At 56.9% G+C, this 24,383-nt stretch carries 27 protein-coding genes and 2 pseudogenes; 8 read left to right on the top strand and 21 right to left on the bottom strand.

Annotated features, from left to right (window positions below; genetic code table 11):
• The first annotated feature begins 2 nt into the window (after nt 1-2).
• From V8689_RS24705 to V8689_RS24695, 3 genes are all read left to right on the top strand, one after another.
• Nucleotides 3-266, top strand: a complete 264-nt coding sequence (locus V8689_RS24705) for a type II toxin-antitoxin system RelB/DinJ family antitoxin (protein ID WP_020303033.1) — start codon at nt 3-5, stop codon at nt 264-266.
• On the top strand, nt 253-534 hold the full coding sequence (locus V8689_RS24700) for a type II toxin-antitoxin system YafQ family toxin (RefSeq protein ID WP_011282522.1): 282 nt from the start codon (nt 253-255) through the stop codon (nt 532-534). The genes V8689_RS24705 and V8689_RS24700 overlap by 14 nt, the downstream gene beginning before the upstream one ends.
• A gap of 225 nt (nt 535-759) precedes the next feature.
• Nucleotides 760-1,035 carry a hypothetical protein gene (locus V8689_RS24695; RefSeq protein ID WP_020301383.1) on the top strand — a complete coding sequence of 92 codons (276 nt, stop codon included), beginning with the start codon at nt 760-762 and terminating at the stop codon, nt 1,033-1,035.
• A gap of 55 nt (nt 1,036-1,090) precedes the next feature.
• On the opposite strand, the gene V8689_RS24690 is transcribed toward V8689_RS24695, so the two are convergent.
• Together V8689_RS24690 and V8689_RS24685 are read right to left on the bottom strand one after the other, a co-directional pair.
• Entirely contained in the window at nt 1,091-1,795 is a 705-nt protein-coding gene (locus V8689_RS24690; protein WP_370588167.1) for a methyl-accepting chemotaxis protein, read from the bottom strand.
• Nucleotides 1,796-2,023: 228 nt separating this feature from the next.
• A pseudogene (locus V8689_RS24685) lies at nt 2,024-2,134 on the bottom strand (hypothetical protein); the annotation flags it as partial.
• A 1,596-nt stretch (nt 2,135-3,730) separates the two neighbouring features.
• Between V8689_RS24685 and V8689_RS24680 the strand changes: the two are divergent.
• The 3 genes from V8689_RS24680 to V8689_RS24670 are packed head-to-tail and all read left to right on the top strand — an operon-like array spanning nt 3,731 to nt 5,832.
• Entirely contained in the window at nt 3,731-3,943 is a 213-nt protein-coding gene (locus tag V8689_RS24680; RefSeq protein ID WP_024015044.1) for an NTP-binding protein, read from the top strand.
• Nucleotides 3,940-5,157 (top strand): TniQ family protein, encoded by a 1,218-nt coding sequence (locus tag V8689_RS24675; protein ID WP_003465063.1) that lies wholly within the window; start codon nt 3,940-3,942, stop codon nt 5,155-5,157. Before V8689_RS24680 ends, V8689_RS24675 begins: the two co-directional genes overlap by 4 nt.
• Before the next feature lie 60 nt (nt 5,158-5,217).
• Nucleotides 5,218-5,832 (top strand): recombinase family protein, encoded by a 615-nt coding sequence (locus tag V8689_RS24670; protein WP_434520638.1) that lies wholly within the window; start codon nt 5,218-5,220, stop codon nt 5,830-5,832.
• A 52-nt stretch (nt 5,833-5,884) separates the two neighbouring features.
• On the opposite strand, the gene merE is transcribed toward V8689_RS24670, so the two are convergent.
• From merE to merT, 6 genes are read right to left on the bottom strand one after another with little or no spacing between them, the layout of a single operon-like run.
• Nucleotides 5,885-6,121, bottom strand: a complete 237-nt coding sequence (gene merE, locus V8689_RS24665) for a broad-spectrum mercury transporter MerE (RefSeq protein WP_001087809.1) — start codon at nt 6,119-6,121, stop codon at nt 5,885-5,887.
• Nucleotides 6,118-6,483 (bottom strand): mercury resistance co-regulator MerD, encoded by a 366-nt coding sequence (merD, locus tag V8689_RS24660; RefSeq protein WP_003465059.1) that lies wholly within the window; start codon nt 6,481-6,483, stop codon nt 6,118-6,120. Before merD ends, merE begins: the two co-directional genes overlap by 4 nt.
• A 16-nt stretch (nt 6,484-6,499) precedes the next feature.
• Nucleotides 6,500-8,122, bottom strand: a complete 1,623-nt coding sequence (merA, locus tag V8689_RS24655) for a mercury(II) reductase (protein ID WP_434520733.1) — start codon at nt 8,120-8,122, stop codon at nt 6,500-6,502.
• Nucleotides 8,123-8,142: 20 nt separating this feature from the next.
• A complete protein-coding gene (gene merF / locus V8689_RS24650) occupies nt 8,143-8,388 on the bottom strand; it encodes a mercury resistance system transport protein MerF (RefSeq protein WP_000654684.1) in 246 nt (81 codons plus the stop codon).
• Between the two features lie 2 nt (nt 8,389-8,390).
• On the bottom strand, nt 8,391-8,666 hold the full coding sequence (merP, locus tag V8689_RS24645; protein WP_000735441.1) for a mercury resistance system periplasmic binding protein MerP: 276 nt from the start codon (nt 8,664-8,666) through the stop codon (nt 8,391-8,393).
• A gap of 15 nt (nt 8,667-8,681) precedes the next feature.
• Nucleotides 8,682-9,032 carry a mercuric ion transporter MerT gene (gene merT / locus V8689_RS24640; protein WP_001294667.1) on the bottom strand — a complete coding sequence of 117 codons (351 nt, stop codon included), beginning with the start codon at nt 9,030-9,032 and terminating at the stop codon, nt 8,682-8,684.
• Nucleotides 9,033-9,103: 71 nt separating this feature from the next.
• Between merT and merR the strand changes: the two genes are divergently transcribed.
• Together merR and V8689_RS24630 are read left to right on the top strand one after the other, a co-directional pair.
• On the top strand, nt 9,104-9,538 hold the full coding sequence (merR, locus tag V8689_RS24635; protein ID WP_000429838.1) for an Hg(II)-responsive transcriptional regulator: 435 nt from the start codon (nt 9,104-9,106) through the stop codon (nt 9,536-9,538).
• A gap of 190 nt (nt 9,539-9,728) precedes the next feature.
• Nucleotides 9,729-10,313, top strand: coding sequence for a recombinase family protein (locus V8689_RS24630; RefSeq protein WP_150073053.1), 585 nt, complete (start codon nt 9,729-9,731; stop codon nt 10,311-10,313).
• Between the two features lie 177 nt (nt 10,314-10,490).
• Here V8689_RS24630 and V8689_RS24625 read toward each other — a convergent pair whose 3' ends face one another.
• The 13 genes and pseudogenes from V8689_RS24625 to V8689_RS24565 form a co-directional block, all read right to left on the bottom strand.
• Nucleotides 10,491-10,976: a hypothetical protein gene (locus tag V8689_RS24625; protein WP_038445914.1), complete on the bottom strand. Its 486-nt coding sequence runs from the start codon at nt 10,974-10,976 to the stop codon at nt 10,491-10,493.
• On the bottom strand, nt 10,973-11,680 hold the full coding sequence (locus tag V8689_RS24620; protein ID WP_038445915.1) for a DUF3800 domain-containing protein: 708 nt from the start codon (nt 11,678-11,680) through the stop codon (nt 10,973-10,975). Before V8689_RS24620 ends, V8689_RS24625 begins: the two co-directional genes overlap by 4 nt.
• Nucleotides 11,680-13,407, bottom strand: a complete 1,728-nt coding sequence (locus V8689_RS24615) for a restriction endonuclease subunit S (protein WP_150073054.1) — start codon at nt 13,405-13,407, stop codon at nt 11,680-11,682. Before V8689_RS24615 ends, V8689_RS24620 begins: the two co-directional genes overlap by 1 nt.
• The gene (locus V8689_RS24610; RefSeq protein WP_038445919.1) at nt 13,404-14,873 is read right to left on the bottom strand and encodes a type I restriction-modification system subunit M; all 1,470 of its coding nucleotides are present in this window, start codon (nt 14,871-14,873) and stop codon (nt 13,404-13,406) included. The genes V8689_RS24615 and V8689_RS24610 overlap by 4 nt, the downstream gene beginning before the upstream one ends.
• A gap of 2 nt (nt 14,874-14,875) precedes the next feature.
• Nucleotides 14,876-15,268 (bottom strand): annotated as a pseudogene (locus tag V8689_RS24605) (HNH endonuclease); the annotation flags it as partial.
• Nucleotides 15,269-15,715: 447 nt separating this feature from the next.
• Nucleotides 15,716-18,079: an EcoAI/FtnUII family type I restriction enzme subunit R gene (hsdR, locus tag V8689_RS24600; RefSeq protein ID WP_038445923.1), complete on the bottom strand. Its 2,364-nt coding sequence runs from the start codon at nt 18,077-18,079 to the stop codon at nt 15,716-15,718.
• A 298-nt stretch (nt 18,080-18,377) separates the two neighbouring features.
• Nucleotides 18,378-18,968 carry a helix-turn-helix domain-containing protein gene (locus V8689_RS24595; RefSeq protein ID WP_223816914.1) on the bottom strand — a complete coding sequence of 197 codons (591 nt, stop codon included), beginning with the start codon at nt 18,966-18,968 and terminating at the stop codon, nt 18,378-18,380.
• Complete coding sequence (locus V8689_RS24590; RefSeq protein WP_080727740.1) at nt 18,961-19,200, bottom strand: helix-turn-helix transcriptional regulator; 240 nt, start codon at nt 19,198-19,200, stop codon at nt 18,961-18,963. Before V8689_RS24590 ends, V8689_RS24595 begins: the two co-directional genes overlap by 8 nt.
• A gap of 457 nt (nt 19,201-19,657) precedes the next feature.
• On the bottom strand, nt 19,658-20,863 hold the full coding sequence (locus V8689_RS24585; protein WP_038445927.1) for a tyrosine-type recombinase/integrase: 1,206 nt from the start codon (nt 20,861-20,863) through the stop codon (nt 19,658-19,660).
• 575 nt (nt 20,864-21,438) lie between these two features.
• Nucleotides 21,439-21,684, bottom strand: coding sequence for a hypothetical protein (locus V8689_RS24580; RefSeq protein WP_042608884.1), 246 nt, complete (start codon nt 21,682-21,684; stop codon nt 21,439-21,441).
• Nucleotides 21,685-22,496: 812 nt separating this feature from the next.
• Nucleotides 22,497-22,592 carry a transposase gene (locus tag V8689_RS24575; RefSeq protein WP_150804654.1) on the bottom strand — a complete coding sequence of 32 codons (96 nt, stop codon included), beginning with the start codon at nt 22,590-22,592 and terminating at the stop codon, nt 22,497-22,499.
• Nucleotides 22,593-22,866: 274 nt separating this feature from the next.
• Nucleotides 22,867-23,169, bottom strand: a complete 303-nt coding sequence (locus tag V8689_RS24570) for a hypothetical protein (RefSeq protein ID WP_200645675.1) — start codon at nt 23,167-23,169, stop codon at nt 22,867-22,869.
• Nucleotides 23,170-23,882: 713 nt separating this feature from the next.
• Nucleotides 23,883-24,314 (bottom strand): hypothetical protein, encoded by a 432-nt coding sequence (locus V8689_RS24565; protein ID WP_150804655.1) that lies wholly within the window; start codon nt 24,312-24,314, stop codon nt 23,883-23,885.
• Nucleotides 24,315-24,383 lie beyond the last annotated feature (69 nt).

Genomic DNA, 24,383 nt, shown 5'->3' with positions numbered 1-24,383 from the left:
CCATGTCCGCAAATGCTGTAGTCCGTGCCCGTATCGACGAGCACATCAAGGAAGAGGCGACCGTCGTGCTGGCAGCGATGGGACTCACCGTGTCTGACGCCTTCCGCATCATGTTGACCCGAGTCGCCCGCGAGAAAGCCTTGCCGTTCGAGCCGCTGATTCCGAACGCCACCACCATCGAGGCGATGAAGGAAGCGCGCCGTGGCGGCTTGAAGTCGTTCGCTTCCGTCGAGGATCTGATGGCGGATCTGAATGCGGACGATTGAACAGACCAGCCGGTTCAAACGCGATTATAAACGCGAAGCCAAAGGCCCGCATCGTCAGACGCTGGCGAGCGATTTCATTGCCGTCGTCACAGCCCTGGCGAATAACCAGCCTCTGGCCGAGAAGCACCGTGACCACGCCCTCACCGGCGACTGGAAAGACCACCGGGACTGTCACATCAAGCCCGACCTGGTGTTGATTTACCGCAAGCCGGATGACGCCGTGCTGCAACTCGTGCGTCTCGGATCGCATAGCGAGCTTGGCCTGTAACGCCGGGGTCTGCCCAGGACAAGGAAAGAAGCTACATGACAATCAGCATCACCGACGACGATTGGAACGAACTGACTCCCGAGAGTTTCGATACCACCGCACTGCTGCGGGCAGTCGATGCCGTGGACGAGCTGCGCGGCGATTGAGTGACAACGCAGACGGCGGGCCTCCGCAACTGCGCACCGACCTGTTGAAGCTGCATCAACTGGCGATGAGGTGATCCAGGTGCGGATTCGAGAGCACGTCATCGCCACCAATGACATGCGTCTGTTCGGTCTGCACCTACTGGGGCAGGCGTCGCTGCGCATGGAGCAAGCGCTGTGGCCAGAAGAATATGAGCGGATGACCCGCGAGGTCGAAGAAGCTCTCCGTGAGGCCGACGACCCCAACGCCAAGTCGTACACCCACGAGAAGTCATGCAGGCGATGCAGGAACGAATCGACCAAGCACGAGACAAGCCATGTTGATCGGCCCTGCCCCAACTCCCTCGAACTCGGATGAGTCGGACCTAGCAACGTGGTGACACCGATCATCTAGGGCCGGAGCAGAGCCTGTGTCAGCCCGCGAGGCGGTGCGTCACTTCGCTGAGCTGGGCCGACAGCGTATGCAGGTTCTGGCTGGCTGCCTCGGTACGCTCGACATTGTCCTGGTTGGTGGTGGCGATGGCGGTAATTTCGGTCAGATTGCGCGAGATATCTTCCGCCACGGACGTCTGCTCTTCGGCAGCGGTAGCGATCTGACGGTTCATGTCGCGGATCGCTTCGACTTCTTGGGTGATGCGCTGAAGCATGCTGCCCGCTTCCGTAACCTGTTCGACACCTTCGTTGCTGCGGGTTTGTCCATTTTCAATCGCACGCACCGCATCCACCGCGCCGGTCTGCACCGTGTCGATAATCTGATGAATTTCAGCGGTGGAGTCGGCGGTGCGCCTGGCCAGCGTGCGCACCTCGTCGGCAACGACGGCAAACCCGCGTCCGGCATCGCCCGCGCGGGCGGCTTCGATGGCTGCGTTTAGCGCCAGCAGATTGGTCTGGTCGGCGATGCCGCGAATAACTTCCAGCACCTTGCCAATGCGACCGCTATCGGTCTCCAGACGGCGTATTACCTCGGCGGTGTTGCTGATCTCGCCGCGCATGTGGGTAATGGTCTGGATAGTCGAACGCATCATGGTCTCACCCTGCTGCGCCGAATGATCGGCCGCATCCGCTGCACGCGCGGCTTCGGCGGCGTGACGGGCGACTTCCTGCGCCGTAGCGGACATTTCATGCATGGCGGTAGCGACCTGATCGGTGCGCGAGAACTGCTCGCGAGTGCCTTGGCCCATCAGTGCGGCGATGGCGCTCAATTCACCACTGGCGCTGTCCAGGTCCGAGGTGTTGCGTTGCAGGAGGGTGAACGTATCGGCAAGGAAGTCACGCAGGATATTCGCGGCAACTGCCAGACGTCCCAATTCGTCAGCACGGGACGCATCGACGCGCTGTGCAAAGTCGCCCTGGCTGAGCTTGGCGATGTGGTCGATCAGGTGACGGATGGGGGCGATCAGATTGCGGTTTACCAACCATAGGCTGAGCAAGGCGATGAAAACGCCAGCGGCTAGCATTACCAACGAGCCGACGACTATTTTACGATCTGCGGCTTCGCTGATGGTTTCCGAACGATGCAGCGCCGAATCGCGCTGCTGGATGACCAAACCACTGAGCTGTTCGCTGGTGGCACGGTCGATGCCTTGAACCGCCTCGTCGCCGGCGAATGGATCGTTTCCGCCGGCGATGTAGGCCGCACGGCCCGCGCGGTAGGCGGCGCCGAGGCGCCGGTGCTCCTCGTGCAGGTCGCGGAGCTGCTTTGACAGGGCAGGGTTGTGCTCGCTTCGCTCAACGAGTCTGCCCAGGATGTCCTGGACCTTTCGTTCCTGGTTCTCGAAGCTTTGCCAGTACTTGCTCAAGGCTTCAGGTGATTTGCCACGCAGCAAGACGTTCTTCCACTCCTGCACCTGCACTTTGAATTCCACGTTGGCTTCGTCGATCAGGCGCGACGTTTCGATCGGACCCTTGAGTAGTTGTTGATACTTGGAAATGTCATCCGACAAGAAGGAAAAACTGGCGAAGGCGATCAGCAATATCACCAACAGGCTGCCGCCGATCAGTGTGAGCAGCTGAGCGCGCAGGGATTTTTTCAAGAGCATCTGGGCGGTCTCGTATCGAAAGGGGGGCGCTTGAGTCATACGCAAGATTGAGCGAGCGGTCAGCCAAATGACCGTTCGTTCGCCCCCTTATGTCGGCGTACCGCTGCGATACTTGAACGCTTTCAGACCAGACGCAGATGGTTGTCCCAGAGCCCTGCCGGCAATTGCAGCGCGGTGCTGACGAAGCCCCCGCTGGCGGGGTCGACCGTTAGGACAAGATGTCCGATCCGCGCTCATCGAAGCCTCCGCGCCTGGCCGGGGCACTTCTACCCGTGTGTTCGCGCAGTTGCGACAGCCAACCCGCAGGGAGTTTTTGCGGTTCATCCGCGTGGCTTGAGGAGACCAAGTTTCCGTCGCGGTCAAATAAGCTCATGCGCTTGAAAACCGGGTCCTCGGCGAGCATTCGCGCGGCTCGTCTCTGGTTTGGCCTTAAGCTACCGGCGCCCCTATCTGCCTGGTCTGCACTCTTTACTATACCGAACGACGAATGTCAGATCGAGCGCTCGGCGATCGGGAATATTTTTCGCCAAGCAAGGGCTACGCATGTCGCGAGATTCCAGCGCCTACGACTGGTGTTTAGAGTCGGCCAATACTCCTGTCCGGCCGGTCAGCCATGCGTCCTTGAGTCGTCGTGAATCCTGGCGGGATCGGACCTGGGCCCACAACCGTTCCCACCGAACATTTTCCCCGCCGGCGAGCGGCTTTCTCGCGCAACAAATTGTTCGGAGCTCAAGGTCCTTCTCTACGTTTCGGCTGCATTGGCAGTGCGTTCGGCCCTCACCCGCCGATCGGCTCACAACAAGGACGCGATGGGCGCGACCATGAATCCGAAAGGAGAACACCATGGCCATCATCGGCATCTTTACCACCTCTAAAGACGGGGCTAGTTGCAGTTAATGTGAGTAGGGAACGATGGAATGCAAGCCGGCGCGGCTGAATGCAAGCTCGCTCGCAAATAATCTGAGCCAGACGGCTCCGTCAGTCGCAGTTAATCTGAGCCGGAAATTGCGCTGATTGCGAGCACGGCCGTTTTCGATTGCAAGCCGGTACAGCTACCTGCTCACCCGGAGCGAAGGCACCATCGGCGAGCTTGCACATCTGCTGGTGGCGGCGGCCGTCGCCGCCGTGGAGAGTGGCGAGGAAGCGATCAACCACCGCACGCTCAGCATGGCCGACTACATCGGCCCCAGTGAGCGGCGGCGACAGTTCGAGCGGGAACTGATGTGAAGTCCGCGCCGCGCTGGCCGCTGCATCCGGCACCCAAGGAAGGCGAAGCCCTGTCCTCATGGCTCAACCGGGTCGCCGCCTGCTACCAGATGGACGTGCACGAGCTGCTGGCCCACGATCTTGGTCACAGCCAACTTGATGACCTGGATACCGCACCATCCTTGTCGTTGCTGACGGCGCTCTGCCAGCGCAGTGGCGTCGAGCTGGAGCGGTTGCGCAGCATGAGTCTTGCAGGCTGGGTGCCGTGGCTGCTCGACAGTCTCGACGATTCGGTACCAGCAGCCTTGGAAACCTATACATTCCAATGCGCGGTGCTCCTGCCCAAGCGCACCCGCAAGGTGCGGTCCATCACTCGCTGGCGTGCCTGGCTACCGAGCCAGACGATTCGCCGGGCGTGTCCGCAGTGTCTGAACGATCCAACGAATCAAGCTGTGCTACTCGTCTGGCAGCTCCCCTTGATGCTGAGCTGCCCGCAGCATGGCTGCTGGCTGGAGTCCTACTGGGGCATGCCCGGCCGGTATCTTCAGTGGGAAATCGCCGATGCTGCGCCGCGCCCTGCCGATGACGCAATCGCCTGCATGGACCGGCGCACCTGGCAGGCGCTGACGACGGGTTTTGTGGAGCTGCCGCGTCGGCGTGTCCACGCCGGCTTGTGGTTCCGGCTGCTGCGCACCCTGCTTGATGAGCTGAACACGCCGCTCTCGCACTGCGGCAGTTGCTCGGCGAGCATCCGCCATGTCTGGGAGCGCTGCGGCCATCCGCTGCGCGCCGGGCAGAGTCTGTGGCGTCCCTACGAGATTCTGGCCCCGGCGGTGCAGTGGCAGATGCTGGAGGCGGCGGCCACCGCCATCACGCTGATCGAGTCAAAGGCGCTGATCCCGCGCGGGGAACAGGCCGCGCTGTTTCAGACGGAGCCGCACACTGGTTTCACCAACGGCCTGCCGGCGAAGGTGCCGAAGCCGGAACCCATCAACCACTGGCAACGAGCAGCCCAGGCCATCGATGAGGCCATCATTGAAGCGCGACACAACCCGGAGACGGCCCGCTTGCTGTTCACACTGGCGTCCTACGGGCGACGCGACCCCGAATCCCTGGAACGTTTGCGCGCCACGTTCACCAAGGAGGGCATCCCGCCGGAGTTTTTGTCACATTACGAGCCTGAATGGCCGTTTGCAGGTCTTAGACTAAATGACGGGTTAAGTGACAGTTTTTGACGGCGAGAACTTTCTGGCTCACACTGTCACATAATCGAACGTATATGTGACAGGTACGACATGCTGATAGGCTGCATGCGGGTATCGAAGGCGGACGGCTCCCAGGCTACCGATTTGCAGCGCGACGCGCTGATTGCCGCCGGGGTCGATCCAGTACATCTTTACGAGGACCAGGCATCCGGCATGCGCGAGGATCGGCCCGGCTTGACGAGCTGCCTGAAGGCGTTGCGAACTGGCGACACACTGGTCGTGTGGAAACTGGATCGGCTCGGACGCGACCTGCGACATCTCATCAACACCGTGCACGACCTGACTGGGCGCGGCATCGGCTTGAAGGTATTAACCGGGCACGGCGCGGCCATCGACACCACGACCGCCGCCGGCAAGCTGGTCTTTGGCATCTTCGCCGCCCTGGCCGAGTTCGAGCGCGAGTTGATCGCGGAGCGCACGATTGCCGGCCTAGCCTCGGCCCGCGCGCGCGGGCGGAAAGGCGGCCGGCCGTTCAAGATGACCGCCGCCAAGCTGCGGCTGGCGATGGCGGCAATGGGTCAGCCAGAGACCAAGGTCGGCGACCTGTGCCAGGAACTTGGCGTCACGCGGCAGACCCTGTATCGGCATGTTTCACCCAAGGGTGAGCTACGTCCAGATGGCGAGAAGCTACTCAGCCGAATTTGATGCCGGCATGAGGCAACGTAGCGACAGCGTGGTTTGTCTCAATGGGAAGCGCTCATGATCGATCTTTGAAGGCCCGCAGCAGTCGTGTCACAGACAGGACGAACAAACCGGTCAGCGTGAGGGCTGCGATACCCCAGTACTCTCCGATGAACGCGCCGGCCGTCGTGCCGGCCAGCACAATGGCGAGAATCGGCAAATGGCAGGGACAGGTGAGCACGGCCAGCGCGCCCCACAGGTAGCCGGTGATCGGTTTGTGCGTCTCGGACGGCAAGCGCTCGGGGCTGTTCATGGCAGACTCTCCGCGTGCTGTGCCGGCTCGGTCGGCATGGTGGCCAACTGCACCTCCAGATCGGCCAACGCTTCGCGCCGACGCTCGACGAACTGGCGCAGAACGGCAAGCTGCGCGGCCGCTTCATCGCCGTCCGCAGCATCCAGCGCCCGGCACAGCCGCGCCAGCGCGTCCAGGCCGATGCCCGCCTCGAAGGCCGCCCGCACGAAGCACAGCCGTTGCAAGGCGGCATCATCGAACAGGCCATAGCCGCCCGGGGTGCACGCCACCGGACGCAGCAATCCGCGCAGCAGGTAGTCGCGCACGATATGCACGCTCACCCCGGCATCAAGGGCCAGCCGGGACACGGTGTAGGCGCTCATTGAAAACCTCCTTTTTTTATCCAGCGCAGCAGGAAAGCTGCTTCACGTCCTTGTTGAAGGTCTGCGCCGCAAGCTTCAACCCCTCGACCATTGTCAGGTAGGGGAACAACTGGTCGGCCAGTTCCTGCACCGTCATGCGGTTGCGGATGGCGAGCACCGCCGTCTGGATCAGTTCGCCCGCTTCCGGGGCCACCGCCTGCACGCCGATGAGCCGTCCGCTACCTTCCTCGATGACCAGCTTGATGAAGCCGCGTGTGTCGAAGTTGGCAAGCGCTCGCGGAACGTTGTCGAGTGTCAGCGTGCGACTGTCGGTCTCGATGCCATCGTGGTGCGCTTCCGCCTCGCTGTAGCCCACGGTGGCGACTTGCGGGTCGGTGAACACCACTGCCGGCATCGCGGTCAGATTGAGGGCTGCGTCGCCGCCGGTCATGTTGATCGCGGCACGGGTGCCGGCGGCCGCTGCCACGTAGACGAACTGCGGCTGGTCGGTGCAGTCGCCGGCCGCGTAGATGTTCGGGTTGCTCGTGCGCATGCCTTGGTCGATAACGATGGCCCCTTGCGCATTGACAGTGACCCCCGCCGCGTCCAGCGCGAGGCTGCGCGTATTCGGTGCCCGACCGGTGGCAACCAGCAACTTGTCAGCGCGCAATTCACCGTGTCCGGTGGTCAGCACGAATTCGCCGTTCACATGGGCGACCTGGCTGGCTTGCGTGTGCTCCAGCACCTCGATGCCCTCGGCGCGGAAAGCGGCTGTCACGGCCTCGCCGATGGCCGGGTCTTCCCGGAAGAACAAGGTGCTGCGTGCCAGGATCGTGACCTGGCTGCTGAGCCGGGCAAAGGCTTGCGCCAGTTCCAACGCCACCACCGACGAACCGATCACGGCCAGGCGTGCGGGAATGGTGTCGCTGACAAGCGCTTCGGTGGAAGTCCAGTAGGGTGACTCTTTCAGGCCCGGAATCGGCGGCACGGCCGGACTGGCACCGGTGGCGACCAGGCAGCGGTCGAACGTTACCTCGCGCTCGCCACCCTCGTTCAAACGGACGACCAGGCTCTGGTCGTCCTTGAAACGCGCTTCACCGTGCAAAACGGTGATGGCTGGATTGCCGTCCAGGATGCCTTCGTATTTGGCGTGCCGCAGTTCATCGACACGGGCCTGCTGCTGGGCCAGCAGTTTGCTGCGGTCAATCGCAGGCACAGTTGCCGCAATACCGCCGTCGAACGGACTTTCCCGGCGCAGATGGGCAATATGGGCAGCGCGGATCATGATCTTGGACGGCACACAGCCGATATTGACGCAGGTGCCGCCGATGGTGCCGCGTTCGATCAGCGTGACCGTCGCGCCTTGCTCGACGGCCTTCAGCGCCGCCGCCATCGCGGCCCCGCCGCTGCCAATGATGGCGATATGCAAACCGGCGCCCTCAAGTGCATCACGGATTTTTGGTTCATCTTTGAAATCACCAACCCGGATCGAGCCTTGATAACCCAATGCGGCGATGGCGGCCAGCAGTTGGTTGTGGCTCACGGCGGTGTCTGCCATGACTTGCGCGCGGCTTTCTGGATAGGACACCACAGCGGCATTCACGCCGGGAATCTTTTCCAAAGCATCTTTGACATGGGTGGCGCAGGATGTGCAGGTCATGCCATTCACGGTGATTTCGGTCATTTTTTTACTCCATTGAATTTCGGGGTGCAGCAGGCATCGGCTTGGCGTTTTCGTTGGATGGCGTAGATGGTCAAGCCGATGAAAATCGCCAGCGCAGGCAGCAGCACATAGTCCAGATAGCCGGTCAGCGCGGACAAGCCGACCACACCGAGCAAAATGACCAGAACAGGGGTGAAGCAACACAGCGCCACGAGGGTTGTGCCAATGATGCTGACCCGCAGCAGTGTCTTCGGGTCTTTCATGATCAGTTCTTGACTGATGATGGGTAGCCCGCATCCTCGGTAGCCTTGGTCAGTTTCTGCACGCTGGTCTTGGCATCATCGAAGGTGACCACCGCTTCGCGCGTCTCGAAGGTCACGTCAACTTTACTGACGCCATCGACCTTGGAAATCGCCTTCTTGACAGTGATCGGACAGGCCGAGCAGGTCATGCCCGGTACGGACAGCGTAACGGTCTGGGTGGCGGCCCACACGGGGGCAACAACGGCAGCGAGGGCAAGGGCGGAAAGCAGCTTTTTCATGGTGAACTCCTGTGATCAATAGAAAAATGGCACGACGTAGGGAAATCCGAGCGCGACCAAAACCAGCACGGCCACGCCCCAGAAAATGAGCTTGTAAGTAGCTCGCACTTGGGGAATCGCGCAAACCTCACCCGGTTTGCAGGCGGCTGACGGCCGGTAGATGCGCCGCCAGGCGAAGAACAACGCCACCAGCGCCACGCCGATAAAGATGGGGCGATAGGGTTCCAACACCGTCAAGTTGCCGATCCAAGCGCCGCTGAACCCCAAGGCGATCAGAACCAGCGGCCCGAGGCAGCAAGCCGAGGCGAGGATGGCGGCCAGCCCGCCAGTGAAGAGCGCGCCGCGCCCGTTTTGAGGTTCAGACATACGTTTGTCCTTTCGAATCTGAATTGGATAGCTTAAGCTTACTTCCGTAGTTATGTACGGAGTCAAGCGATATGGAAAACAATTTGGAGAACCTGACCATTGGCGTTTTCGCCAGGACGGCCGGGGTCAATGTGGAGACCATCCGGTTCTATCAGCGCAAGGGCTTGCTCCCGGAACCGGACAAGCCTTACGGCAGCATTCGCCGCTATGGCGAGACGGATGTAACGCGGGTGCGCTTCGTGAAATCAGCCCAGCGGTTGGGCTTCAGCCTGGATGAGATCGCCGAGCTGCTGCGGCTGGAGGATGGCACCCATTGCGAGGAAGCCAGCAGCCTGGCCGAGCACAAGCTCAAGGACGTGCGCGAGAGGATGGCTGACCTGGCGCGCATGGAGGCCGTGCTGTCTGATTTGGTGTGCGCCTGCCATGCGCGGAAGGGGAACGTTTCCTGCCCGCTGATTGCGTCACTGCAAGGGAAGAAAGAACCGCGCAGTGCGGACGCGGTGTAGCCCGAGGGAACTACGCCTTAGCGTGCTTTATTTTCCGTTTTCTGAGGCGACTCCAACGTCAGAAAAGACCGTGCGGTCGACTTTTGATATTTCGTGCTGTCGCCTTCTGAAAGTGACATGATCTTTTGGACTTGGGATTTACCGCTTTCCTGTCACTTTTCCCGTACCGAAATCAGTGTGAGAAAAACGTATGGGAAAGCGGATTGGATATGCTCGAGTGTCGACTGATGATCAGAACCTCGACTTGCAGCGAGATGCACTCACCCTGGCTGGGTGCTCCGTAGTTTACGAAGAGACCATGAGCGGCAAGTCAGCGGATAGGCCGGAGTTGGGGCATTGTCTCAAGGCTCTGCGTAGTGGCGACACTCTGGTCGTATGGCGACTGGACCGCCTCGGCCGCTCCTTACCTGACCTGGTTGGGATCGTCAGTCGACTTGAGCAGGATGGAGTGGGGTTCGAGTCGATCAACGAACGAATTAAAACCACCAGCGCTGCCGGCAAGCTGATCTTTCATGTGTTCGCTGCCTTGGCTGAGTTCGAGCGCAACCTGATTCGAGAGCGCACCCGCGCAGGGCTGGCGGCGGCTCGTGCACGTGGGCGAAAAGGCGGACGCAAGCGTAGTTTGAATGACCGCCAGCTACGCGAGATACAAGCCCTGCTCAAAGATCCTGAGATACAGCCTGGAGACGTGGCCCGACGCTATGGCATTTCGCGGACGACTTTGTATCGTTATGCCCGCTCATTCAGTGCGCCGGAGTCGCCTGAGTCGTCTTAGGGTGTCCGCCGTAGCGGAAGAAAACAATCGCAACCTAGACAGTCGTCTGAAATACCGTTAAGTCGCTTGAAATTGCGTTCAGGAACACCTACTGTCTGCTCCAGCTCATCTACCAGCCTTAGGGTGTCAGCGTAGAAGGAGTTACGGCCCCGTCCTCCTGCGGAGGGCGCGGCCAGCCTAATCCTCCTCGCTATACTTCTCCCAGCGTCTTTCCAGCTTTCGCTGTTCATGTATTTGGTCTACTGGATAAGCCGTCCACGGCAGGATGTAGGTCTCGCGTTCGTCGAGAACTACAAGGTATTGCGCTTCAGAAAACCAAATATGAACTCTCGTGCTTCCTTTACGGGACTCTCGCCATACTTTGAGTGCGGGATCGGCAGCGTTTTCGATGAATGGTTTTGGCCAACGGATGCGTTCGAAGCGCCGAAAGTCTGGCAGGCGGTCGGCTTCGACGGCTCCCTCTGAAATCATGTGCCAAAATGTCGCCTCCTTCCCCTGGATAACCGGGTGTCGCTTTAAGCCCAGACGTTTCCCTTCGAATACGGTTTTAGACTCAACGAAGTCGGCACAGAAGATCTGGTAGATGGCCTCCAGATAACGAGAAAAATCGCCACCGTAAGCCTTCAGTTCCTCCAGCGGCGGCAGCCAGCCCGGTAGACTCATGCTCCGTTGCTCCCATTCCAGAAGAACAGGTTGAGCTTGGACTCGCGCAACAGCGTGTTTTGCTTCAGGTTGTAGCGGCTGCGCTCGCGGATACGCTCTATCAGTCGCATTTTGGCCTCGCTGCCGCCAAGTCCGCGATGCAGGTAGGACAGTGCGCCGATCAGCAGATCGGCTAACTGTAGCTGCTGCGCTTCATGGGAGTGGATGCGTTGCACCCGGCGAATCACCTTGCGGGAGAAGTCATATGCGTTGTTGGCTAGCACCTCATGGAGCTTGGCGACCTTCTCATGCCCCAGAGTGTCCTTGATGTCGATGTAGACGTGATAGCCAGCGTCTGGCTCAAAGATGGTCTTGAGCATCGAGAAGTACATTTTGTAGTACCAGTCATCATGGCTCTGGCAGTACTGCCCATGATTGAGGCGCGCCTTGTCGGTCACGATTAGGGCGCGAAAATGCAGATCATCGTCATCGAAGAAATAGTCGATGCAGTCCAGGTAGAACTGCAGTTTGGTCGAGCCCACCTTGGTCCACTTGATCTCGAAGTCCGCTGGCAGCTTGTGCCTGGCCTTGATTTCACGCAGACGTTTGGCGATCTCCAGACGCTTCGTTTCAGGGCACCAGACTGCACCCAGCACCATGGCCTTCTGGCCATCATTCTCTAGGTGGCAGGACTCGTCGCAATAAATATTGAAGGTTTCGCTCATCACTCCACCGCTTGCTTGACCAAGGTGCTGGCCAGTTGTTCGTTAAGTTGGCGAGCCAGGGTTAGGCGGGTTTTCAGTTGGTCACAGAGGGCCATGAACTGATCGACTTTGGCGACGATGCGGTGTTGTTCGGCGAGAGGTGGCAAGGCAATTGGATAGTCATTCATTGCTTTGAGGCCAAGATTCTTGATTGTGGTTCCAGTAGCGCTTTTCAAGGCGTACTTCATAAACCCAGGAGCCTCAATCAACAATCTGACAAAGTGTTTGGATACCCCGCTGGCAAGGTTGAAGTAGCAGGCGCTTTTTCCAAGAATAATTTTTTCAGAGTTATAAAACGCAATATTTCCGATAGTGCCGTTGATCGAAACTAGAATGCTTTGCTCATCCAAGGGCTTTTTATGTTTGGAATGCTCGCTTTCACTAACGGTTTTGGTTTCTGGCTTGATGACTATCTTGCCTCCCGTCAAGTTGTTTCCATTTACAAAGTAATACTCGCCATCCTGGCTGTAAATTGGCGTCCCGTGCAAGCCATCGCCTAATTGTCGCGTTATCTGCGAAAGCCTCACCCACTTCCAGCCTTTGGGCGTTTCAAACGCTTCTTCCTCTGTAGAAATAGGGTCTATCGGTTTTGGCTTTCTGATTTTTCCTTCTGAATGAAGCAGTGCAATCTCGTTAACTATTACTTCCAGCAGATCACTTGCCGGTTCATCCCTAGAATCTTGCGGTTCCAGTTTGCCCATCACGGCCAGTTGCAGCAGGGTTTGCTTGAGAGCGTCGATGCTGGCTTCGGTAGTGAACAGAGCGTGGAAGTGTTCGGCCAGGCGTTGCCAGCTGGCGGCGAAGTCGGGGGACGCGCAGGCCTGGGTCAGGCTGTCGAGCAGCGCCTGCACCAGTTTGGCGTGGGCGCTTTCGGCGTCGGCCTGCTGGGCTTCTAGGCGGTCGCACAGGGCCATCAGTTCATCGACTTTGGCGACGATACGGTGTTGTTCAGCCGTAGGGGGCAGTGGCATTGTTATAGATGCCAGTGACTTACTTGACATGTTTGATATGCCAACGCCCTTTCGATACCCAGATATCTCACCTGAGTAATTTAGCTTTTCAAAGTACCGTTGAGCGTAGTAGGGATGGACGCCACCATAGAACCGAGCCCGATGTACATGGTTTTGAAAGCATATCTCACGCTCTTGATCCCAGACTGCTGCACGCCCAGCCTCTCCTCCTTCACAAATCAATAGATCATTTCTTGTTGCAGTGCAGCGTGCTAAGTCACTTTCTTCCATGAGCATTTGGCGAACATTGGCGAGCTCAAATCGTCCCCAATAGAGATTTGAAGTTGTTATGTAATCCCTAGCAACTCCAGTATTTCTTCCCTTATCCAGTGTTTTCCCAGAGTTGTGTTGAGCAATATCTCCGAAGCGCACCCAGCGCCATCCGCTTGGTAAATCAAATTTACTGATTTCACCAGAAACACTTGGTCCTTGTTCGCTAGACTTCTTCCGACCTGAAGTGTCTTGCGCCTTTGCTTCGGCAATCCGCTTGAGCAACTCGCTGGCCGGCTCATCACTCGGATCTTGCGGCACCAATTTGCCGCGCACAGCCAACTCCAGAATCAATTCACGCAGCTTTTTGATGCCGTTGGTCGCGCCGGCCAGTAGCGGTAGGTTGTCGGTCAGCAGGGTGCTGGCTAGGCGATTGCAGCCCTCTTCCAATTGATTGCGCGCGTTCATATATCGCGCTCCAAGGCTTCGGCCAGCACGGCCTTGAGCTGGTCGCGCAGCTCGCTGATTTCGCCTTGCAGGGCGGCGTAGCCCTGCAGTAGTTCGTCCGGATCGTGGCTGATCTGTTCACCGATATGCGGATTTTTGCAATCGAGGTTCCAGTTGCGTGCTTGCAGCTCTTCGAAGCTGACCTTCCAAGCAAATTCGCCAGTTTGCCGTGCGGCAAAACCATCGGCCTCGTTGCCCCACCAGGCTTCTTCCACGGCAAATTCTTCGATGCGCATGGGCTTGGTTTTGGAGTAGCTCTTGTAGCCTGCCGGGTACTGGTGTTCGTAGAACCACACCTGTTTGGTCGGCGTACCCTTGGTGAAGAACAACAGGTTGGTTTTGATGCCGGTGTAGGGGTTGAATACGCCGTTGGGCAGGCGAACGATGGTGTGCAGATTGCACTCGGTCAGCAGCTTTTCCTTGATGCGGCTCTTGATGCCTTCGCCAAAAAGAAAGCCGTCGGGCAGCACCACGGCGGCTCGGCCACCGTCTTTCAGCAGTTGCATGATCAGCACTAGAAACAGGTCGGCGGTTTCGCGGGTGCGGAAGGCGGCGGGGAAGTTGGTTTCGATGCCGTCTTCTTCCATGCCGCCGAACGGCGGGTTGGCGACGATGCAGTGCACCCGCTCGCTCGGCCCCCAACTGATCAGCGGTTTGCTCAGGGTGTTGTCGTGGCGGATCTGGTTGGGCACCTCGATACCGTGCAGGATCATATTGGTGGTGGCTAGCAGATGTGGCAGTGGCTTTTTCTCCACACCAAAGATGCTGGCCTGCAAGGTGCGTTCGTCTTCGGCGGTTTTTACATAGTGGCTGCGTTTGTGCTCGATTGCGCAGGTGAGGAAACCGCCGGTGCCGCAGGCCGGGTCCATGACCTTTTCTTCCAGCTTGGGGTCGACCATGCGCACCATGAACTCGGTGACCGGGCGCGGGGTGTAGAACTCCCCGGCGTTGCCGGCGTTCTGCAGGTCGCGCAGCAGTTGCTCGTAGAGGTTGCCGAACTCGTGGCGCTCCTGGGCCTTGTTGAAGTCCACGCCTTCCTGAATCTTGTTGATCACTTGGCGCAGCAACTGGCCGGACTTCATGTAGTTGTAGGCGTCTTCAAACACGCTGCGCACCACGAAGGCTGATGGCGTGTTGCTGTATTCGTGCAGATTTTGCAGCTGCGGGAACAGGTTGTTGTCGATAAAGTCCTTCAGGGAGTCGCCAGTCATGCCTTCCGGGTTGGCGGCCCAGGTACGCCAACGACAGCTTTCGGGGATGGGCGAGCGGTAGTTGTCATCCATCAGCTCCCATTCCAGTTCGCGGTCATCGAAGATCTTGAGGAACAGAAGCCAGACCAGTTGGCCTATGCGCTGGGCGTCGCCGTCGACGCCTACGTCTTTGCGCATGATGTCCTGGATGGATTTGATGGTACTGCTAATAGACATGCTTACTTCCTAAACAAATGTTCGCGGTGCCAGGCCAGATAAGCGCGATGACGCACTTCTATCTGACGCAAGCGCAATTCGGGGGTGAGATTCAGCGCGCGAGCGCTATTCGCGTCCAGATCTTCGCCAAGAAGAATCTGCCCTTCGTCATCGAAACTGATCAGGCCCTGATCGAAGGCCAGATCGAGGTTGGGGGTGAGCAGCAAACCATTGTATGGATCGAGACGCTCACTCGCACTGGCTGCGCGCCAGGGTTTGATGTGCGAGGCACGTAATAGCGCGGATACGTAGCAGTCAGTCACTGCGCATCCGCCCCAATAGACCAGCAAAGCGTCGCGGTAACCGCCTTGGCCGATCCGAACTTTGATCAGGGCTTCCCGTTCTGTGTCAGTGATGCCGCTTATTTTAAGCATCACGTCAAGCTGCTCAGACTTGGACATTTCCACGTGCAGGATTGCCGCTGCGCCAAGTCCACGGTGCCTCAGCAGCTCTAGCAGAAGTTGAAGGTCAGTCCGGGAGGAGATATCCAAAGCAACAGCCAGCTTGCTATCTGACCCCGGTACTTTGGGAAACCCCGTCATATTGGTGTTTTTGTATTCCATATTCGGCTCGCTGGGCGAGAGAACTTTGATTTTTCTCCAGCTTGGTGAGTCGAGATGGTCAGGATGAATGAGAAAAGGTTGCTCACAAACAGGGGTGCCCGTTTTACTCATTTTCACGAATACACAGCCATCTAAGGCCGGGTGCTTATAGCCGTTAGCGTGTTTGTTATTGACGGCCAAGGCGTAACCTAGGCGTTGAAGCTCGGCGGCAATTTCAAATGAATTCAGCTTTTGCATGGGTTAGGCGTAAAGCTCGTCTTCCAGTTCATGGATGGCCTTGTTATAGCCGGCTTTGCCGCCAAAGGCCTTGACCAGTTCGATGGGCGCACCGATCTGGCTGAATGGGTCGAGCTGGAGGATTTTGATGTCCTCGATATGCTCGATGCCGGTGTCGGCGTATTTATCCAGCAGCGCTTCCAGCACCTGGCGGGCTGCGCCGGAATACTTGGCGAAGTAGTTGCGCTTTTTCACCTGCTCCGCGCGCTCGCGGCGTGACAGGGCAGGTTGGTCGAAGGCGACGTGGCAGATGAGGTCGAACGGATCGAGGGGCTTGCCGTGTTTCTTTTCCACCTCTTCGGCCAGTGCTTCCCACATCACGCCTTGGGCGGCCATCTCGTCGATGATGGCCTTCTTCTGCTCGGCATCACTCCAGCGCCGGAGGAAGTCATCCAGCGAGACGAACTGTTTTTGCACACAGGCGCGGGTGTAGTCGTGCAGTGATTCGGTGATCAGCCGGCCGTCCGGGCCGTAATACTGCACACGCTCGGCAATGACGTAGATCGGGATGCTGTCGACGACGTACTTGAGGCGCTTCTTGCCGTCATCCTCGCCGGTGAACTCCAGATCATTGCCCTCGGAATCGCTGCCTGCGCTGATGCCGTCTTCATCGGCCAGCGGGTTATCCGGCGGCACGGGCGAATCATCACCTTCGGGAGCATAGATCACCACCGGGTCACCATCGAAGGCCGGGTCGGCAAACAGCTCGGTGGCCTTCTTGAAGTCCATGATGGTGAACCAGTACTTGCCGAAATCCTCGTTGATGCGGGTGCCGCGACCGATGATCTGCTTGAACTCGGTCATCGACTTGATGTGCTGGTCGAGCACAATCAACTTGCAGGTCTGCGCATCGACGCCGGTGGTCATCAGCTTGCTGGTGGTGGCTATGACCGGGTAGCGTTCTTCCGGGTTGATGAAGTTATCCAGCTCGGCCTTGCCTTCCTGGTCATCGCCGGTGATGCGCATGACGTATTTGCGGTTCTCGGCCACACGCTCCGGGTTGAGGTTGACCAGAGCCTGGCGCATTCGCTCGGCATGGTTGATGTCGTCGCAGAAGACGATGGTCTTCTGGTACGGATCGGTGGCCTTGAGGAATTCGCTGACCTTCTGCGCCACTAGCTGGGTGCGTGCCTCGATGACCAGGGTGCGATCCATGTCCTTGAGGTTGTAGATGCGGTCTTCGATCAGCTCGCCATTCTTATCGAGCATGCCCTTGGGCGGCCGCCAGCCTTGCAGATCCTTGTCGAAGTCGATGCGCACCACTTTGTAGGGCGCCAGAAAGCCGTCTTCGATGCCCTGCTTGAGGGTGTAGCTGTAAATCGGCTCGCCAAAGTAGGTGATGCTGGACACCTCCTTTGTTTCCTTTGGCGTGGCGGTAAGGCCGATATGGGTAGCGCTGGAGAAGTAGTCGAGAATCTCGCGCCAGGCGGAATCCTCGGCGGCACTGCCACGATGGCATTCGTCGATCACGATAAGGTCAAAGAAATCGCGGGAGAACTGCTTGTAGATGTTCATCTCTTCTTCAGTGCCGGTGACGGCCTGATAGAGCGACAGGTAGATCTCGTAGGAGGTGTCGATCTGCCGTTTGGCGATCTTGGTCATCGCTTGGCCGAACGGCTTGAAGTCGTTGTTCTTGGTCTGGTCGACCAGGATATTGCGGTCGGCCAGAAAGAGGATGCGTTTCTTCTGCTTGGACTTCCACAGCCGCCAGATGATCTGGAAGGCGGTGTAGGTTTTGCCGGTGCCGGTGGCCATGACCAGCAGCACGCGACCCTGACCACGTGCCACTGCTTCAACGGTGCGGTTGATGGCGTTCATCTGGTAGTAGCGCGGCATACGCCCGGTGCCGTCGTCGTAGTAGGGCGCTGCGATCTTGTGTTGGGCTTGGTCATCCAGGCCCTTCCACTGGCAGTAGCGCTGCCAGAGCTCGTCAGGGCTGGGGAACTGGTCGAGGCGCAGCTCGATTTCTACCTGATCGCCCGTGCCGCTGCGGTCATGGAATAGAAAGCCATCGCCATTGCTGGAAAACACGAACGGCACATCCAGCGCCTCGGCATAGCCCAGGGCCTGCTGCATGCCCGAGCCAACTGAGTGCTTGTTGTCCTTCGCCTCGATCACGGCGATGGGCAGGTTGGCCTGGTGGTAAAGGATGAAGTCGGCACGGCGGGACTCTCCCCGGCTATGTAGCTTGCCCCGGACGATGATGCGGCCCTTTGTGAAGCTGACTTCCTCGCGCACCTGCTTGTGCATGTCCCAGCCGGCTTGCTGGACTGCTGGGACGATGAACTTGCTGCAGATATCCCGCTCGGAAAGCGACTTTTTGTCCATAACTCCAATTCCCTTTCAAGCCGGTAAGGTCGCTCCATTCCGGCACTGCTGATCGTGTTCTATTTGCGCAAATGTACCTTGTTTAGCGTTGATCAGGGGGAGAGACGGTCAGATTGGGCGGCTAAAGTAGTAGGCGAGAGAAACGGCTGTCATAACAGCGCTTTTGTCTTACGTCGTCCCCGCTGTTCTTTTTATTTTTTATTCTTTCTTTTTAGGGGCTCAGTCTGAGCTGGTTTTCGACGCGATAGAGCTCTAGATGAGCTCTATCGACACCCTAGGCGGCTCAGATGGATACGTATCACTCTGAGCTGTGTATAACACCGTCACTGCGGTTGAGGTTTCTCCGTAGCTTGTCCCGTATGCCTGCTGGCAACCTGTCCAGGTCGGTGAGCAATGAGTCTAAATTGATTTGGGAGTTTCCCCTGGCCAGATTGATTTGTAGGTTCAGTCGCTCGATATTCAGAGTTCTCGTACCTACGAGATTGCCTGTAGCAAGTGCGTTTTTGATCTCGGAAACCGCATGCTGGGCGGTACTCGGCACATAACTCCAGGCAGCTACGGCGAGGGGCCGACCGTCCTCGGTAACCTGAATTTTTTCGCGTAGGGTGTAAATGTTGGAGCGACCAGATCTTTTCTTTGTGATAAGCCCTGCCGTTTCTAGAACCCTTAACGCACGTTTGATTTGTGCAGGACTGACGCCTGACTGCTCAGAAATTCGTTCGATGCCTGGATGCGCTGTACCTGAGGAATAATTTGCGTGCGCCTTGATAACGGCATAAACCGTAAACGCATGGGGGCCGATTCGCGCTACTTCACCTTGATCGATCATAGCCCTGAAAACATGGAACCATTGGGTCTGTGCGTGCAGTGGGGATAGGGCGTTAGTCATTGTCATGTTCCCCGCGAAGCTGCACGCGCGGCCGGCTCAGGATCCAGGCAGATATTTCGGTGCTGAGCCAGCCCACCGATCTGCTGCTGCCCAAGTCATACGGAGCAGGGAATTTTCCCGCCGCTATGTCGCGATAGATCGTGGATCTCTTTTTCCCAACCGCGAATTCAACGTCAGGAAGACGTAGGAAGCGCGGCTCATCAGAGCCAAGTGCAATAGCATGTGCTGACATTTATCAATGCTCAGGCGGTGGCGTTGCGGCGATCCTCAAGTGCTGCAATACGCATATGTGTTGGGAGTGGCGCTCGGACTTTCCTACTGCGAAGCAGGGAGTTTGTTGGGACCCGTGTTACGGGTCTCCGAGTTTTATTGCCGGCGACAGCTGTTCGGATGACAGCTGAAGCTGTGTCTTGGGCGTGGGGGAGAGGAAAGACCCAGCTGGTACGGAATAGGAGTACGTAGGTTTTTAGCAGCCTTGCTGCAGGCGAGCACGTGCAGCAAGGCCCTGCGAGATGCTGGCGATACCCCGATGAGGTAGCCAGAAAATCCATTTGCTAACAGCAGATGGACTTTGAATTCTTAACGCCGTAACCGGGGCAGCGTGACGATCCCATGAAGACCTATGAACGTCCGAGGGATGTCTGATTTTTACCAAGCGAGGATCGGTATTGCAAGCCCAAGCTATGAGATCAGGCCTTGATGGCATCAAGGTAATCTGACCAGCGCTGCATCATGTCGCGGCGCTCTGGCAGAAATGAGGTTCGGTCGTATGCACGTCCCAGCGGATTTTTTACCGTGTGCGCAAGCTGATGCTCCAAGAGGTCGGGGCGAAATCCCAGCACCTCAGCACCTATGGTTCTCGCGGTCGCACGAAAGCCGTGCCCTGTCATTTCGTCGCCGCTGATGTCCATGCGGCGTAACGCACTGAGAACGGCATTGTTGGACATCGGTCGATCGCCTCCTCGGGCTGAGGGGAAGGCATATCGATGTCTACCGGTGAGTGGTTTAAGCTCGCGCAGAACAGCGATTGCTTGCTGACTGAGGGGAACCAAATGATCCGGGCGATCCTGTTTAGTGACAGTGAGTCCTTTCATCTTGTGGCCGGGAATCAACCACTCGCCCGCATCCAGATTGACCTCCGACCACTCCATGTGGCGCAAGTCACCGGGCCGGCAGAACAGCAACGGGGCCAGTTTGAGTGCACAACAAACAGGCAGTGTTCCCGTGTAGCTATCCAGTGCTTTGAGCAGTGCGCCGAGTTTTTCAGGATCGGTCACGGCGGCAAAGTGTTTCACCCGCTTTGCTGGGAGCGTACGAGAGAGGTTACCAATCTGGTTGGGTGGGGTGATTCCGGCAGCTTCGGCGAACTCGAAAATCTGTTTGTAGATTTGGGCTACACGACGCGCCGTCTCACGAGCACCGCGCTTGATGATGCGCTGGAGGTTTTCGACCAGCATGGGCGTGGTGATGCTGCTGATCGGGAGTTTTCCCAGCCAGGGGAAGGCATTGAGCTCAAGGCGCTGCCGCACCGTACGGGTGTACTCCGTATCCCAGGTTGACTCGCGAATAGTGAGCCATTGCTTTGCGACCGATTCAAAGGTGTGTTGGTGATCGAGCTGGCTGACCACCTTGGCCATGCGTCTTTGCAGCGAAGGGTCTTGTCCGCCAGCAAGCTGAATACGAGCGTCATCACGTTTGCGACGGGCTTCCTGCAGGCCGACCTCGGGGTAAACGCCAAGGGCCAGGCGTTTTTCCTTTCCCAGAAAGCGGTACTTCAAGCGCCAGTAACGGCCTCCATTGGGCTGTACCTCTAGGTACAAGCCCTGTTCGTCATACAAGCGGTACGGCTTGTCCTGGGGCTTGGCGTTGCGGCAGTTGGTGTCTTTCAGGGGCATTGGGGGCACATCCTCTCCGAGCGAGCTGATGAGCGTTTTATGCCCCCATATATGCCCCCGTCAACCGTGGGATGCCCTGGGATTAAGTGGGAAAACGCGGGCAAGAAAAAAGCCGTAAAGCTTTGATTTCTCTAGGCTTTACGGCTTTTCTGGGTCTTCCCGGGAAGACAAATTGGTGGGCCGGGGTAATTTGAACCTGGCTTTTATCTTATTGATTATTATGATTAATAAACGGTTTGTTTTTTATTTGGGATACCAATTGGAATGCCTTTCAGCTGTTGAGGTGTGCTGTTCACGTTTTCTCTTGGAGTGTTGTCTATGACAATCCCGGAAGCTCGTAAGCGTCCGGCGAGCTCATCTGTCAAAGTCCGAGGGAGTAAAAGGCCACCAGACGCAGACTGATCTGTAAGCAATGTGAAAAATTTGCATATTGCATTTGTCGTCCAGGCATTACGCTTGAATGCGTCATTGGTACAGACATCATGGTGATAAGGCAGTTGTGTCCGCTAAAAGCGGGTATACCCATCACCAATGCCAGAATGCTGACGTTATGTTCACTGGATGCTTTGTTGACGTCAGTCAGCGGCTTCAACCTCAGAGGAAACCTCAGTTGCAGCTTCCCTGGCCTTGCTCAGAAGCTTCTCCTGCCTTTTGCTCCTTGCCTCGAGCTTCTTGAACGACTCGAACTCTGACTGAATCAACTCGTAGCATTTATGGGTGGAATAGACTTCATCCAGCACGCGGCTCTGAATCTCAGCATGGTTATCAGCTTCATAGAGCTGCCAAACGCTTTTGCCCGGCTCGAATTTCGTCCCGTACATGTATTTATTCAGAATGTGATTTTTGGACTTTGGATATAAGAGGTTGCTAGGATTGTTGAACGTCCCGATGACGAGCAGGGAAAGGTCTACGACTCGAAAACTGTTTTGGAACGCGAAGGCTTGCTGATTCGAAAGGATATGAAAGCGTTTGAACAGCTCGAACAGAATCGGAACGTCTGAGGAGGTAATTCCGATCCCGCACAAAATTGCGGACACCGCACCATCATGGGCGTTTTTCACCTGGTCACATGCTGTTTTGAGTAAGGCATAGATATGCTCAAGCATCTCCTTCTCTGTCGCATGCTCCCATAGCCAGAAGGATTTGGTCTTCTTAAGGACTTCGGATTTTGCGATGCTGAAGTCCCGCTCGGGGTTAGCCACCAGGAATGAGCCACCGATGAACCTGCAATCCTTGTCCCATGGGTTGTAGCAGAAACCCGATGCTGTGCGCTTCTTCTCAGGAACGTAAAACTCCAAATCGAAGAACACCACTTTGCATTTTCCTGGCCTGAGTCGACCTTTTTGACTTGCCATCCTTGCTTGCCGCCTTCCACGTTGCGCCAGTTACAGAGGGTCGCATCATCGCAATTAACACGAGTAGCGACAAGCTCAGCCGCATGTTCAGTGGGGCAGTTCACTTTGACCGTGCCACGCGAGTGCTGGATTTCAACGCAGATGCTCGATGACGCAACCTGGGAATGCCCTCCGGCGAGCTGTAAAGGTAGCGGAATGAAAGCAGGTTGTAGCTGCGTGACTTCGTTCGTTTTTACCCGAATCCATTTATGGACGAGGTTCGCGTTAAGGCTGTGGTGCTACGCAACGCTGGCAATCGACGCGCCGGGCTGAGCGCACTCTTGGACTACCTGGGCCTTGAAGGATTTGGAATAGGATCGGCGTTGTGGCTGCATAGAAAGACCCGCTTAAAAGGCTAGAAATGGTGTCCACCCAAATTTAAGTGCATACCATGTCTTGGCCTCGCGGGGCTGGATAGATGACTTGGCTGGACGGATACGGAAGCTCCTCAGAAAGTGAGTTTTTTGGTTTTTGGCCGGAGGGGATATGCATTCGTATTCTTGTCAAGAAGGCAGCGGCAACAAAAAACTTTATTTGAGCCGCTTTCTGGAGATTAAGATAAATATCTTCAAAGGGAAGGTTTGAAACTAGGACTCCATGAGTACTATTTTATAGCCAGTGTGCCGGCAATTTGGTCCCGTAACTCTTTTCTACCATCCTCAATGTGGTAATGATCTCGGTATGCCTGGCTTGGTCGGCGGGCTTCCAGTCGTCTCGGTGATCCAGCAGAATCTTCAGCTCTCCAAGATTGTACATTCCCAAGCGGTGGAAATTGCCCCAGTTGGGGATACCGAACAGATTGTATATAGTTACTGTAGCGTCTCGTTCACTGGCAAGCCGCTTATCTCCAGTCACCTTTGCGGCGGCGTCTTCGGCTTCGTCACGGTCTTCGTAAGTGTTGAGAAGTTTCATAGAATTCGGGTGCAATGATAGCTGGGGTGAGGATTCTGCCTGGATATAGGCTGTTATGAACAGGTAAAGGATCAAAGAATACGTCAAAAGTTGGCGCCAGGGCAATGACTTTGATTCTGCCTAGAAAATGCCTAGGGCATGATGAATGGAAAGTTTATGCGGATGGGCAGGGTATTTCTTTTTCTGACTATCCAGAAACAGTTCTTAGATCCAACATGCCAGTCCAAGAAAGTGCACTATTTGGGTGGTCTTAATATTACTTAACATAACTAATCTACTGTAGCTGGATAAAGCGCGCTAAAGGGATCTCAATTTCGAGGCGGCGTCGGCCTGCCGTCAGGACTTGGCGCGATGCGACAATGTCACGGGCTATTTGAGGAAGTAATCACCGTTCTTAGGGAATTTCTGCAAATCACTGGTGACGGGTATTATTTTTTTCCGCACAAGAGTAACAGGTCGATACGAAGTTGGGCATGCACTTTAGTGAATCAGAAAGTAGCGGCCGAGACTTATGGGAAGTCACTCCGGTTTCTACAAGCAAGGTCGAGTTGTCGAAATGACCAATGAAGCGTTCCACTAGTAAAGATGGCACGCTTCATCGAGATCCTCCGTTGTGAGCTTGCTCCCGTTGAGCTAAGAATGCCATGGGAACTATTTGAGCTAGGAGTTATATTTGCTCACGTTTTCCAGTCACGGCCTCTTCTATATGTGTATCAAAGGTATTCCGCCATCAAGCGGAGCACTCTCTTAAACTCGTCGTCTGCACCCCCACCGCCAGTTCGCGTCCCTCCCAAGGTTGCAGTTGTGTTTCTCTTAAATTTGTCGTAGTCGTACCCATAGGTAGCGCGTCCTAGGGGGCCACTCTGGTCAGCAATCCATGTCCTTAAATCGTTCTGAAGATCTGGATTACTTGTCACGTCATATGGCTTTGTCGGATCAGTTGACCTGATGTTTTCAATGTGTTCGGGGTGGGTTTGCAGGAACTGCTGGGCAACACCCACTGCTTGTGTCACATGGCCCCGGGTACCATCAGATTGGCCAATACCCTTTTCAACCACAGCCCACGCCATGTGTGAGTTGGGTGTGTGAGTCTTGATTTCTGCCAAACATTGTTTGTAAAACCATTCCTTAGACTTAAGTGCCATCGTAGTTTTCCTTTAAATTATAAAGCTACGTCAGACGTAGCGCCGAGCATCCGCCCTGATGGGCGGCGA

The sequence above is a fragment of the Pseudomonas sp. AK181 genome (assembly GCF_051122975.1).
Taxonomy (GTDB): domain Bacteria; phylum Pseudomonadota; class Gammaproteobacteria; order Pseudomonadales; family Pseudomonadaceae; genus Aquipseudomonas; species Aquipseudomonas lactis.
The sequence above is the reverse complement of the archived record's forward strand: the minus strand, read 5'-3'. Positions and strand labels throughout refer to the sequence as shown.